9 protein-coding genes are annotated in these 13702 nt (G+C 63.9%); all 9 read left to right on the forward strand.

Annotated elements, in window-relative coordinates; genetic code table 11:
- Positions 1-8: 8 nt before the first annotated feature.
- The 9 genes from tagH to tssM are packed head-to-tail and all read left to right on the forward strand — an operon-like array spanning position 9 to position 13672.
- Positions 9-1244, forward strand: coding sequence for a type VI secretion system-associated FHA domain protein TagH (gene tagH / locus ACB028_RS06345; protein ID WP_371143787.1), 1236 nt, complete (start codon positions 9-11; stop codon positions 1242-1244).
- Positions 1244-1759: a type VI secretion system lipoprotein TssJ gene (gene tssJ, locus ACB028_RS06350; protein WP_371143788.1), complete on the forward strand. Its 516-nt coding sequence runs from the start codon at positions 1244-1246 to the stop codon at positions 1757-1759. Before tagH ends, tssJ begins: the two co-directional genes overlap by 1 nt.
- A 2-nt stretch (positions 1760-1761) precedes the next feature.
- Entirely contained in the window at positions 1762-3096 is a 1335-nt protein-coding gene (gene tssK / locus ACB028_RS06355; protein WP_026458012.1) for a type VI secretion system baseplate subunit TssK, read from the forward strand.
- Positions 3097-3119: 23 nt separating this feature from the next.
- Entirely contained in the window at positions 3120-3899 is a 780-nt protein-coding gene (icmH, locus tag ACB028_RS06360; RefSeq protein WP_042028462.1) for a type IVB secretion system protein IcmH/DotU, read from the forward strand.
- Positions 3900-3920: 21 nt separating this feature from the next.
- The gene (gene tssH, locus ACB028_RS06365) at positions 3921-6557 is read left to right on the forward strand and encodes a type VI secretion system ATPase TssH (RefSeq protein ID WP_042028463.1); all 2637 of its coding nucleotides are present in this window, start codon (positions 3921-3923) and stop codon (positions 6555-6557) included.
- Between the two features lie 2 nt (positions 6558-6559).
- Positions 6560-8098 carry a sigma-54 interaction domain-containing protein gene (locus tag ACB028_RS06370; protein WP_371143789.1) on the forward strand — a complete coding sequence of 513 codons (1539 nt, stop codon included), beginning with the start codon at positions 6560-6562 and terminating at the stop codon, positions 8096-8098.
- Entirely contained in the window at positions 8098-8697 is a 600-nt protein-coding gene (gene vasI, locus ACB028_RS06375; protein WP_216992665.1) for a type VI secretion system-associated protein VasI, read from the forward strand. Before ACB028_RS06370 ends, vasI begins: the two co-directional genes overlap by 1 nt.
- Positions 8698-8705: 8 nt before the next feature.
- Positions 8706-10145 carry a type VI secretion system protein TssA gene (gene tssA, locus ACB028_RS06380; RefSeq protein ID WP_371143790.1) on the forward strand — a complete coding sequence of 480 codons (1440 nt, stop codon included), beginning with the start codon at positions 8706-8708 and terminating at the stop codon, positions 10143-10145.
- 41 nt (positions 10146-10186) lie between these two features.
- Positions 10187-13672, forward strand: coding sequence for a type VI secretion system membrane subunit TssM (tssM, locus tag ACB028_RS06385; protein ID WP_371143791.1), 3486 nt, complete (start codon positions 10187-10189; stop codon positions 13670-13672).
- The last annotated feature ends 30 nt before the right edge of the window (positions 13673-13702 follow it).

A 13702-nucleotide genomic window follows, 5' to 3' on the forward strand; every position in this document is an offset into this window, starting at 1 on the left:
GAGTGAATGTGGACGATTTTAACCAGCAACTATCCCTGGTGGTGCTCAACAGCGAACAGCTCGACGGCAGCCAGCAGGTGCAGTACCGCTTCGACGAGACGGGGGGCACCCTGGGGGCCTCCGAGCAGGATGACTGGCAGCTGCGGGACAGACTGGGGGCCGTGTTGCCGGCCCATGCCCGGATCGAACTGCATGACGGTCGCTTCTGCCTGTGTGATCTGAGCGGACAGACCTATATCAATGGTGCCACCTCGCCCATCGGGCGGGCCCGCAAGGTACACCTCGAACAGGGCGACGAGCTGATCGTCGGCCCGTTCCGGTTGCGAGCCTATCTGGGCGCCGTTTCTCCTGAACAGAGCCTGCAGCAGGTGCTGGGCACTCGCCCCGCCGAGCAGCTCGACGAGTGGCTGGCCGGGGATGAACCCGCCCGGACCATGGACGATCCACGCACCCTGGCTGCCGATCCCTTGCTGGCATTGCAGCAGGAGCGCGCAGCCTCGGCCCCGTTGGCGGATGCCCGCCTGCAGGCGCAGTTGCACTCCCAACCGGATACGGATCCCGTATCCCTGGCCCCCTTTTCTGCCGTCGAGAACACCATGAACCAAGAATTTCTGGATATGCCGAACATCGAGACCCATCCCGACTATCAGCCCTCCCTGGATGGTGTTGACCACGTGGCCCTGACGCCGCTGATGCGCGGCCTGGGTCAATCCCTGCAACTGCAGGACACCCAGCAGGCCCACGACATGCTCGAAGAGATGGGCAAGACGATGCGGGCCATGGTGGAAGGTCTGCTGCAATTGCAACAGGAGCAGGCGGCGCTGGCCGACAAGCACCTGCGCCCCATCGAGGACAACCCGCTGCGCCTGGGCCTTGACTATGACGAGACCCTGGCGGTGATGTTTGCCGAGCAGAAGAGCCCGGTCCACCTGAGCGCCCCGGCGGCGGTGGCCGAGAGTCTGCACAACGTACGCATCCACCACGTGGCAAACCAGCAGGCCATCGGTGCGGCACTGGACAGCATACTGCAAGCCTTCTCGCCCCAGGCGCTGCTCGGCCGGTTCGAACACTACCGCCGCAGCGGGGCGCCGGGCGTGGCCGACGAGGGCTGGGCCTGGAACATGTACCAGCACTACTACCGCGAACTCACTTCTGCCCGTCAGCAGGGGTTCGACAAGCTGTTCCACCAGGTTTATGCCCAGGCCTATGACCAGGCCGTGCGTCAGCAACAGGGACTGATTTGATGATACGCGCGCTGATGCTGGGGGCGGCTCTGCTGGCCCTGGCGGGCTGTACCACCATGGGCAAGATGGCCGACGTGGCCATGAACCCGGACATCCAGGTGGGCAGCAATGATGATCAACCCTCCACCCTGGGGCTGAGCCTGCTGGCGGAGCCGGACGTCAACCCCAACGAGAGCGGGGAGGCGGCGCCCATCGAGTTTCAGGTGGTGCTGCTGGCGGAAGACTCCAAGCTGCTCGCCACCGATTACGACCAGGTGACCGAGGACGTGGAGAAGGCCCTTGGCAAGAACTACCTGGACCATCAGGACTACACCCTGCTGCCGGGCCAGTTCAAATACCTACCTCCCGTCAAGCTTGACGAGAAGGTGCGTTACATCGGGGTGATTGCCCGCTACGCCGATCCGGACAGCGCCGAGTGGCGCAAGGTCATCAAGGTCAAGAGCAAGGGGCGCGCCTATCAAATCCTGGTGCATCTGCGTCTGGATGAAGTGGAACTGAAAAAAGAAGAAGAATAATTATGTCGAGTCGAAATCGGGTTATCTGGCGTGAGGGGCTCTTCATCAAGCCCCAGCACTTCCAGCAACAGCAAAGACATTCGGATTACGCGCTGCACGCCAGGTTGAGCGCGCTGTCCGACTATTTCTACGGGCTGCAGTCGCTCGCCATCAACGAGGATTACCTCGGCTTTGGCCGCATCGCCCTGGTGGGGGCCACCGGCATACTGCCAGACGGTACCGTGTTTAACATCCCCAACGACGATGTGCTGCCGACGCCGCTGGAAGTCACCGATGCCTCGGTGGCCAACCAGAAGGTCTATCTGGCGCTGCCGCTTTCGGTGAGCGGCGTCAACGAGGTGGGGCAGGGCGGTCAGGTGGCTACCCGGCTGCAGGCCCATCGCCATGACGTGCGCGATCTTCACAGCGAAGGGGGAGACGTAGTCTCCCTCGAAGTGGGCCGGGTCAGCCTGCGCCTGATGCTGGAGCGCGAAGATCGCAGTGCCTACGCCTCCTTGGCCATCGCCCGCATTCTGGACAAACGTCCCGATGGAGGTCTGGTGCTGGATCCCAACTTCATGCCCTGCAGCATCAGCGTGTCGGCCATTCCGGCCCTCAAACGCTTCCTCGGCGAGTCGGCGGGTTTGGTGGCGGAGCGGGCGCGCAGCCTCTCCCAACGCATCGCCGCGCCGGGTCAGCAAGGGGTGGCCGATGTGGCCGAGTTCATGATGTTGCAGCTCCTGAACCGGGCCCAGCCCCAGCTTTCGCATCTGGCGCGCCTTGGCACCCTGCATCCGGAGCGCTTGCACGAGGCCCTGGTGCAACTTTGTGGCGAGCTGATGACCTTCACCGACGAGTCTCGCCTGCCGCCGGAGTTCCCGGCCTATCGGCACGACGATCAACAGGTGAGCTTCGAGCCTGTGATGCTGGCCCTGCGCCAGGCGCTGAGCACAGTGCTGTCACCGCGCGCCGTCTCCATCCAGCTGCGCAAGCACCAGTACGGCATAGTGGTGGCCATGGTGAACGAGAGCGAGCTGATGCAGAGCGCCGATTTCGTATTGGCAGTGCGTGCCCGCATGCCCCAGGAGCAACTGCGCAAACAGCTGTTGCAACAGACCAAGGTGGCCTCCAGCGACAAGATCCGCGAGCTCATCAGCCTGCAGTTGCCCGGCATTCCGCTGTTGCCGCTGCCGGTGGCGCCGCGCCAGTTGCCCTATCACGCCGGTTACAGCTACTTCCAGCTCGACAGGCAGAGCCCGGCCTGGCAGATGCTGGCGGTCAGCAACACGCTCGCCTTCCACATTGCCGGCGACTTCCCCGAGCTCGACATGCAGCTTTGGGCCATCCGCAGCCAATGATCGCATCAAAGGAATAAGCAGAGATGACGACGGACATTATCAAGAACGAGCAACTCAGCGACCTGCTGTTCGATCATGCCGAGCAGCTGGACATGGATTCGGACTACTGGTTCCGCCTGCGCGGCCAGAGCATCAATCCCATGATCGATGCGGTGACCCCCTTGCTGGGGCTGGTGCAGCGAGTGCGCCTGCTGTCACGCTACGATCGGGTGCCCGAGCTCTACCAGCGGGTGGTGACCGAGATCCAGGCCATCGAGCAGGAGCTGATGGCCCAGGGCTACGAGAACGGTGTAGTGCTCTCGTTTCGCTACATCCTCTGCACCTTCATCGACGAGGCCGTGATGGGTCGCGACTGGGGCAGTCAGAGTGAATGGTCCCAGCACTCTCTGCTGGCCCGTTTCCATAACGAGACCTGGGGTGGCGAGAAGGTGTTCGTGCTGCTCGCCCGCCTGCAGGAAGACCCCGAGCGCTATCGCGACATCCTGGAGTTCATCTACCTGTGCCTCTGTCTCGGCTTCGAGGGGCGTTACAAGGTGATGAACAAGGGGCAAGGGGAGTTCGAACGCATCGTCCGGCAGTTGCACAGACAGCTGGCCCCCGAGAGTGCCGCCGAAGCCCCCAGCGTGTTTCACCTGGACCTCGGCCGTCAGGCCTCCCGCTATCAGCTGCGCAAGCAGATCTCCCTGCGCAGCCTGTTCATGGGGGGAGCCCTGATCCTGGCCATCATCTTTGGTCTCTATCACTACCAACTCAATAACCAGACCCAGGACGTGCTGCGTCAACTGGGCGAATTATTAAAATAATTTTCTTAAGGAGAGCACGCCTTGATTCGTATAGAGCTACCGGTACTGGTGGAAAGACTCAACCCCATCTGCCGTCACATGCTGGAGGAGGCTGCGGCCCTCTGCGTCAACCATCAGGGAGCCGAGATCCGCATTGAGCACCTGCTGCTCAAGATGCTGGAAACGCCCCTGTGCGATGTACGCCAGATCCTGAAAATGGCCGAGGTGGAGGTCGAGGAGCTCAAGACCCTGCTGCAACCCTCCGCGGCTGACAATGGCTATGGTCAGGGTTATCCCTCCTTCTCGCCACTGCTGGTCGAGTGGCTGCAAGACAGTTGGTTGCTCGCCTCTGCCGAGTTGCAGCATGGTCAGCTTCGCAGCGGCGTCATGCTGCTGGTGCTCCTGATGACCCCGCAGCGCTACCTGCCCGGCTCCGTGACTCGCCTCTTGGCCAACGTCAACCGCGAGCTGTTGCGCCAGCAGTTTGACGAGTGGGTCAAGGAATCCGCCGAGACCCAGGTGGCGGCTGCCAGCGGCAGTGCCGCCAAGAGTGGGACTGGGGCTGCCCTGCCGGCCGATGCCAGCCTGCTGGCCCGCTTCACCGTCAACGTGACCGAGCAGGCCCGTCAGGGCAGCCTGGATCCCGTGCTCTGCCGGGATCACGAAATCGACCTGATGATCGACATCCTCTCCCGCCGTCGCAAGAACAACCCCATCGTGGTTGGCGAGGCGGGTGTTGGTAAAAGCGCCCTGATCGAGGGGCTGGCCCTGCGCATGGTGGCGGGCCAGGTGCCCGAGAAGCTGCGCGAGGTGGAGCTGATGACGCTGGATCTCGGCGCCATGCAGGCCGGTGCCTCGGTCAAGGGGGAGTTCGAGAAGCGCTTCAAGGGAGTGATGCAGGAGGTCAAGGACTCAGTGCGTCCTGTCATCCTCTTCATCGACGAGGCTCACACCCTGATCGGTGCCGGCAACCAGGCCGGTGGGATGGATGTCTCCAACCTCATCAAGCCGGCGCTGGCCCGGGGTGAGCTGCGTACCATCGCCGCCACCACCTGGAGTGAATACAAGAAGTACGTGGAAAAAGACGCCGCCCTGTCGCGTCGTTTCCAGCTGGTCAAGGTGAGCGAGCCCAATGCCGACGAGGCCACCGTGATCCTGCGCGGCCTGCGCAGCATCTACGAGAAAGCCCATGGGGTGCTCATCGATGAAGAGGCGCTGCAAGCCGCCGCCCAGCTCTCCGCCCGCTACATCTCCGGCCGTCAGCTGCCGGACAAGGCGATCGACGTGCTCGATACCGCCTGTGCCCGGGTGGCCATCAACCTGACCACGCCGCCGCGCGCCGTCAGCCACCTGCAAAACGAGCTGCGCCAGCGCGAGCTGGAGATCCGCCAGCTGGAGCGCCAGAGCCTGATTGGGCTCGGTGACAACGAAGAGCGACTGGTCGAGCTGCAGGCCGAGCAGCAGCGCTGCCGTGATGCCCTGCGCGAGCAGGAGTCCCGGTGGCAGCAGCAGCAGGCGCTGGTCCACCAGATTGTCGAGCTGCGTGCGGCTCTTCTGGCCGACGAGCAAGGGGAAGCCCTGGACCTGGCAGATGCCCCGCTCGATCCCCAGGCCGCTGCCGAGATGCTGGCCGGGCTCGAGTACGAGCTCTCCACCTTGCAGCAGGGGGAAGTGCTGGTCTCCGCCCACGTCGACAAGAAGCAGATTGCGGCGGTGATCGCCGAGTGGACCGGGGTGCCGCTCAATCGCATCTCCCAGGGGGAGCTCGACGTGGTGACCCGGCTGCCCGAGTACCTCGGGGATCTCATCAAGGGGCAGGATGTGGCGGTGACCCACCTGCACAAACACCTGCTGACCGCCCGCGCCGATCTGCGTCGCCCGGGTCGGCCGCTGGGGGCCTTCCTGCTGGTGGGACCGAGCGGGGTCGGCAAGACCGAAACCGTGCTGCAGATTGCCGAACTGATGTTTGGCGGGCGCCAGTATCTGACCACCATCAACATGTCCGAGTATCAGGAGAAGCACACTGTCTCCCGCCTGATCGGCTCGCCCCCCGGCTACGTTGGTTTCGGCGAGGGGGGCATACTGACCGAAGCGATTCGTCAGAAGCCCTACTCTGTGGTGCTGCTGGATGAGGTGGAAAAGGCCCATCCGGACGTGCTCAACCTCTTCTATCAGGCGTTCGACAAGGGCGAACTGGCGGACGGGGAAGGGCGCATCATCGACTGCAAGAACGTGGTCTTCTTCCTCACCTCGAACCTCGGCTTCCAGACCATCGTCGATTACGCCGAGCGGCCGGACGAGCTGCAGGATGCTATCTATCCGGAGCTTGCCGCCTTCTTCAAGCCGGCGCTGCTGGCGCGGATGGAAGTGATCCCTTACTTGCCGCTCGGCCACGACACCCTGGTGCAGATCGTAGGGGGCAAACTCAACCGTCTGGTCAAGCTGCTCAAGGAGCGTTTCGGGGCCGAGGTGGTGCTGGAAGAGGCCGTGGCCGAAGAGATACTGCTGCGCGCCAATCGCAGCGAGAACGGTGCCCGCATGCTCGAATCCGTCATCGATGGCGCCCTGCTGCCGCCGGTCTCCCTGCAGTTGCTGCAGCGTCTCTCGGCCGGTGAACCCATCAACCGGGTTCGTTTTTCCGTGGCCGATCACCAGTTTGTCGCCGAGGTGGAGGGCTGACCATGGAACAAGCCCTCGCATTTGCCCTTGCGTTGACCGAGCAGCGGGACGAGCAGCATCTGTGCCACTGGTGGACATCGACCCTCGAGGCCAGCTTCCAGCCCAAGGGGATCCTGCTTGGCATGCTGGATGTGAGTGGTCGCCAGCTCGAATGCAAAGGCTGGGTCAAGGGGCGGGAAGTGTCCCTGGCGCTGGCGGTGGATGATTTCTCCCATCCCCTTGCCTATGTGCTGCACAAGGCGCAGTCCCGTACCTGGGACTCTCTCTACGGCGGTGCGCGCATCGAGCACGCAGGGTTTCGGGCCCTGCTGGCCAACCTCGGCCAACAGTGCGGCCTGCACGCCTTTCCCCTCAAGGATGCCAATGGCAAGCCGTTTGCCGTGCTGGCCATGATGGATGATGGCGACGTGTTGCAGCAGTGGGCGGAACGTACCGAACTGGCCCAGCTCTCCCAGGTGTTTTGCAACCAGCTCACCCTTATCCGCGATCTGGGGCGTAGCCGTCGGGATCAAACGGTATTGCGCGACTCCCTGCGCCAGATGAAGGGGGAAGGGGAGCGGCTGCGTCAGCACGAGAAGCTGCTTGGCGATCAGCTGGTCGGCCAGTCGGCGGTGATCCGCGGGCTGCGCGAGCAGATAAGCCAGGCCGGTCGCCACAAGCTGACCGTGCTCATCCAGGGGGAGACCGGCAGTGGCAAGGAGGTGGTCGCCCGCCTGGTGCACCAGTGCTCCGAGCGCGCCGCCAAGCCGTTCGTGGCCATCAACTGCGCCGCCATTCCGGAGAACCTCATCGAGAGCGAACTGTTTGGTTACCAGAAGGGAGCCTTCTCCGGCGCACTCTCCAACAAGGTCGGGCTGGTGGCCCAGGCCAATGGCGGCACCCTGTTCCTGGACGAGGTGGGCGACATGCCCGCCACCATGCAGGCCAAGTTGCTGCGGGTGCTCGAAACCCGCAGCTACCGGCCCCTGGGTTCCGAGCAGGAGTGTCACTCCGATTTTCGCCTCATCGCCGCGACCCATCAGCCGCTCACCCGTCATGTGGAGGAGGGGGTATTTCGTGCCGACCTTTACCACCGTCTCTGCCAGTGTCTGCTGCTGATCGCCCCCCTGCGCGAGCACATGGAAGACATCCCCATGCTGTGCCAGCACTTCATGGCCCAGTTTGCCGCTCAGGATGGCAAGGCGCTCGCCGGGTTGCATCGCAAGTTCCTCAAACAGCTGCAAAGTTATGACTTCCCCGGCAACGTGCGCGAGCTGCGCAACCTGTTGGAGGTGGCCTGTGCCCACTCCCGCCACGGTGAAGAGGTGATGCTGGAGGCATTGCCGCCCGAACTGCGCGAGCGGATCTGCGCCCTGCTGCCCAGCATGCTGGATGATTACAACCACATCCGGGATCTGCGCCGGGCCATGCAGCAGTACGAGGCCTCCGTCATTGAGGCGCGCCTGCGCTACTTCCAGGGCAACCGCATGCTGGTGGCCGAGAGCCTGAACATTCCCAAACGCACCCTGGATCACAAGTGCCAGAAACTGGAGGTGAACTGATGAGCGTCATCGCCCTATTGCCCCTGTTGCTGGCCAGCGGTGCCGCGGCGCCGGACATGGCGGCCTGGCAGACGTGCCGGCAGGAACCCTCGCCGCTGGTGCGTCTCGCCTGCTATGACGCTATCGGCAGCGATCAGGCGCCGACCAATGAGAAGGGCGCCGCCCGCTCCCCCGCCTGGCAGGCCATCTGGGCGCAGGAGCAGGCTCGCACTCCGCAAACCCCTCCTTTCTTGCTGGTGCAGGATGAGGGGCAGGGCAGTGTCACCCTGACCCGTCCGGCCCTGCGCGGGGCGACCCTGGCCATCGGTTGCGTCGACAGCATCACTCACGTCAGGCTGCGACTGGACACCCCCTGGGTCGGGGAGCGGGTGCAGATTGAACTCGATGGTCAACCGAGCCGCGCCTCCCAAAGCTGGTTCGTGCGGGATCAGGGGCTGCTGCTCGAATATGGTCGCGGCCTGCCCGCCATCGAGGAACTCAAACGCTGGTTTGGGGCTCGCGAGTTGCAGGTGCGGGCCGACAACGGTGCCCTGCTGCGCATCGATCTGAGCGGTTTGAAAGAGGCGCTGGTTCCCCTGCGCCAGCAGTGTCGCTGGTAGGGGGCCCGATGAGCTATCAACACCCCTGGTGTGAACGCCTGCTTGCCAGCTTGCCGGATGAACAGATCAAGGGCCAGGTACAGGCCGACGAGCCGCGCTGGGACTATGTAGAGACCGAGCTTGTCAAACTGGGCTCCTTGGCCCACAGCCAGGTGGATCTCAATGCGGTGGCTGACGCTTGTCTCTTCCTGCTGGAGAACCGCACCAAGGACATGCGGGTGCTGGCCCAGCTGCTGCGCTGTCTGCAGCACCCGGCCAAGGCGACGCCTTTCGGCGCCGCCCTCAGTCTGCTGGAAGCCTGGATCGGCAGCTACTGGCTGCTGGCCTGGCCCGGTAATGCCACCCAGAAGCAGCGCTTGATGGTGCAGATCGTCAAGCGCTTCGAGGGGGCGCTGCCAAGGGTCTGCGAAAGCGCCTCGGCAGCCGAGCTGGCCCAGTTGCTGGTGCAGGCCGAACAGCTGGAAACAGGCTGGTTGGCCCAGTGTCCCGACAAGGGAGAGCTGCTCGATCCGCTGTTGACGGGGCTGAAGCGGGCCCAGCGCCAGCAGGCCACACAAGCCCAGGCCGATGCCGCCCAACAGCCGCAGCAAGGCACGCCGGCGGCCGCGAGTGCAACGGCCTCGTCAGCCGGCACGGCGGCAACCATGGTGCTGAGCGGCGGTGGCGGCGGCAGTGCCGGTGTCGAGATCGACAGTTCCAATGATCGCGCCTGGCGCCAGACCCAGCTCAAGGTCGCCGAGCTGTTGATCGAGCGCCAGCCGGAGGCGCCAGTGGGTTATCGCCTGCGCCGCCACGCCATCTGGGCCGGGATCACCACGCCGCCCATGACGAGCCGGGACAACAAAACCCAGCTGGCCCCCATGTCGGTGGACATGGTGGATGAGTATCGCGCCGCCATGAGCTCGCCGGATCTGGCGCTCTGGCAGCGCATCGAGCAGAGCCTGACCCTGGCCCCCTACTGGTTCGAGGGGCATCGCCTCTCGGCCGAGGTGGCGCAGAAGCTGGGATTTGCTGCCGTCGCCCAGGCCATCATGCAGGAGCTCGACGGCTTTTTGCAGCGCCTGCCGGCCCTGCGGGAGCTCACCTTCAGCGATGGTTCTGCGTTCCTTTCCCCCGAGTGCAGTCGCTGGCTGCAGCCGGCCAAGAGAGGAAGCGGCAGCGAAGGGGGATCCTCTTTGGCCGAAGAGGTGGCCCAGCGCCATGGGGAGCAGGGAGTGGCTGCGGCCCTGGCCCTGCTCGACGAGCGAATGGCACAGCTGAAAGAGCCAAGAGACCGTTTCCATGCCCAGTTGGTGCAGGCGGAGCTGTTGGCGCAGGAAGGCATGGAGGCGCTTGCGCGCCAGCACTATCAACACTTGTGGCAAGAGGCAACCCGGCTGGGGTTGGCGCAATGGGAACCGGGACTGGTCAGCCGCCTGGAAAGCCATGTGGCCCCGTTGTCGAAATGAATGCCGAAATGAGTCATTGAGTCGGAGTTGGATCACATTTTATGTTCAAAACCATCTTTACCTTTCTGCGGCAACAGCTGCCGAAATTGAAGCCCTCCTGGCCCCTGCTCGGTGTGGTGCTCTGGGCCGTCGTCCTCATCCTGGCCTGGTGGCTGGGACCCCGTCTCGAGCTCCGCGAAGCCAAGCCGCTTGAGCCGCTGTGGGGACGGGTCGTGTTCACCCTGCTCTGGCTCTGGCTGCTGCTGGGGGTCATCTCCTGGCGAGTATGGCGCAAGATGCAGCAGCTCAAGGCCGAGCGCAACACCGAGGTCCTGCTGGAGCAGGATCCGGTCAAGGGGATCATCGACCGGCAGGCATTGTTTCTGGACCGCTGGCTGCAGGCGCTGAATGACCATCTGGGCAAGGGGGCACTCTACGCCATGCCCTGGTATCTGGTGCTGGGGCTGCCCGGCAGCGGCAAGAGCAGCCTGATCCATCGCGCCAACCCGGCCAACAAACTCAACCCCAGGCTCGACACCGAACTGCGCGACGTGGCGCAGGATCAGCTGATCGACTGCTGGCTGGGGGAGCAGGCGGTGATGCTGGATCCCGCCGGTGAACTCCTGTCCCAATCCGAACCCGAGCTGGATCCGCTGGCCCGCAAGCATGAGCGGCTCTGGCTGCATCTGCTGAACTGGCTCAATGAACATCGTCGTCGCCAGCCCCTCAACGGTCTGGTACTGACCGTGGATCTGGCCTGGCTTTCCCATGCCAGCGTGGCCGAGCGCAAGGCTTATGCCCAACTGATGCGCTCCCGCCTGCAGGAGGTGTCGGCCACCATGAGCACCCGGCTGCCCCTCTATGTCACCTTCACCAAGCTCGATCTGCTGCGTGGCTTCGATGTGGTATACGAGCAGCTCGACAAGGAGGCCCGTGAGGCGGTGCTGGGGGTGACCTTCAAGCCGGGCGCTGACTGGCAGCAGGATCTGGCCCTGTTCTGGGATCAGTGGGTGGACAACCTCAACCGCAATCTGCCCGAGCTGATGCTGGCCAGGCTCGATGCCGCCCAGCGCAACGCCCTGTTCTCCTTCGTGCGCCAGCTGGCGGGCCTCAAGGATTATGTGACCAGCCTGCTCGATGAAACCCTGGCTATTGAAGAGAGCAAGCCGCTGCTGGTGCGGGGGGTCTACATCAGCTCCGTCTATCAGCAGGGGGTACCGTTCGATGCGTTTGCTCAGGCGGCCTCCCGTCGCTACAACCTGCCGGAGCCCATCCATTCGGCCCTGCGCGGGGAGTCCAACACCTACTTCGTGCGCCAGCTGTTCTCCAGCATCATCTTCCCCGAGGCCCATCTGGCCGGGGAGAACCGGTTGCACACCCTCTATCGCCGTCGCCGCATGGCCATCGGCCTTGGTTGCCTGTCGCTCTTCTCGGCGGCCCTGATCGGCGGTTGGCACTACTTCTATCGTGTGAACGAAGAGGCGGGGCGCAACGTGCTGACCAAGGCCCAGGCCTTTATGGAAACCAACGAGGTGGCCGATGAACACGCCTTCGGTGTGAGCCAGCTGCCGCGACTCAACCTCATTCGCGAGGCGACCCTCTCCTTTGGCAACTACCGTGAGCGCATGCCGTTGGTGGCCGACCTTGGCCTCTATCAGGGGGACGAGATTGGCCCCTATGTAGAAGGATCCTATCTGCAACTGCTGAGCCTGCGCTTCCTGCCAGCCCAGATGCAGGGCTTGCTGGCGGATCTCAACCAGGCGCCGGCCGGCAGCGAGGAGAAACTCGCCATCCTGCGGGTGATGCGGATGCTCGACGATGCCTCCGGTCGCAACAAGGCGCTGGTGGAGCAGTATATGGCGAGCCGCTGGCAGCAGGCCTTCCCGGGGCAGGGTGCGGTGCAGGAGCAATTGATGGGGCACCTCGAATACGCCCTCGATCACACCAACTGGTATGCGGCCCGGGCGGCCCGCGATCAGGCGGCCATCACCGCATTCGTTCCCTTCAAGGAGCCTATTTATGGCGCCCAGCGCGAGCTTGGCAAACTGCCCATGTATCAGCGTGTCTACCAGAACCTGGTGGTGAAGGCGGACGATGTGCTGGCGCCGGATCTCAACGTGCGCGACGAGGTGGGGCCGACCTTCGACACCGTTTTTGCCCTGCGCAGCGACAACGCCGGCCTGCTGCCCCGCTTGCTGACCTGGCCCGGTTTCAGCGACTTTTTCCTCAAGCAGGACAAGGCGCTGATCGACCTCACTGCCATGGACGCCTGGGTGCTGGGCCAGCGCAAGCTGAGCCAGCTGAGCGATGCCGATCGCAAGGAGATCACCCGTCAGGTCAACGACCGCTACGTCACCGACTACGTCAACCAGTGGCAAAAACTGTTGAACAACCTGGACGTGCAGACCCTGGCCAGTCCCGAGCAGGCGCTCGATGTGCTGGCGGCCATCACGGGCAACGATCAGCCGTTCCAGCGGGTGCTGGCGACCCTCGATGACAACACCCGTATCCGCAAGATCTCCGATGTGGAGGGGGATCCGGCCCAGGCCATCACCTCCCGCATCGGGCGTCCCTTCATGGCGGCCAATGCCACCCTGAGCGGTCGCGGCGAGCAGGGGCCGCTTATCCAGGAGGTGAACCAGAAACTGATGGAGCTGCAGCACTATCTGGAGCTCATCGTCAACGCCACCGAGCCTGGTCAGTCGGCCCTCAAGGCGGTGCAGCTGCGCATGACCAACAAGTACGCAGACCCGGTGTTTGCGCTGCAGCAGTACGCCCGCGGCCTGCCGGCGCCACTCGATCGCTGGGTGGGGCAACTGGCGGATCAGAGCTCGCGACTGGTGATCGATCTTGCCATGTCCTCCCTCAACCAGGAGTGGCAGGACAAGGTGCTGACCCCGTTCAACAGCCAGCTGGCCGATCGCTATCCGTTCAACCCGGGCTCTGCCAAGGATGTGCCCCTCTCCGAGATGGAGCGCTTCTTTGCTCCCAACGGGACTCTCGACAGCTTCTATCAGGTCAACCTCAAACCCATGGTGGAGAGCGGCCTGATGGAAGGGGAGTTCAGCTCCCCGGTGCAGGCCGAGCTGGTCAAGCAGCTGGACAGAGCCGCGCGCATCCGCCAGATCTTCTTCAGCCAGCAGGGCAACCTGGAGGTGCAGTTTGCCGTCGAGCCCATCGAGCTCACCGCCAACAAGCGGCGCAGCGTGCTGAATCTGGATGGCCAGCTGTTGGAGTACGCCCATGGCCGACGCACCAAGATCCCGTTGGTATGGCCCAACACCATGCGTGACGGTGCCGAGAGCAAGATCACCCTGGTGCCGGCCGCCCGCGAGCGTTCACCGCGCAGCGAAGGCTTCATCGGCCCCTGGGCCATGTTCCGCCTGATGGACAAGGGGGAGCTGACCCAGGTGAGCGAGGCGACCTTCGATGTGCGCTTCCCGGTGGATCAGGGGGCCATGACCTATCGCGTCTATACCGACAGCGTGCAGAACCCCTTCACCGGCGGCCTGTTCAGCCAGTTCAGATTGCCTGAATCCCTCTATTGATAAAGCGGGGGCACCCGGTGCCCCCTACAA

Source organism: Aeromonas sp. S9(2024) (genome assembly GCF_041403185.1).
Lineage (GTDB): Bacteria > Pseudomonadota > Gammaproteobacteria > Enterobacterales > Aeromonadaceae > Aeromonas > Aeromonas enteropelogenes.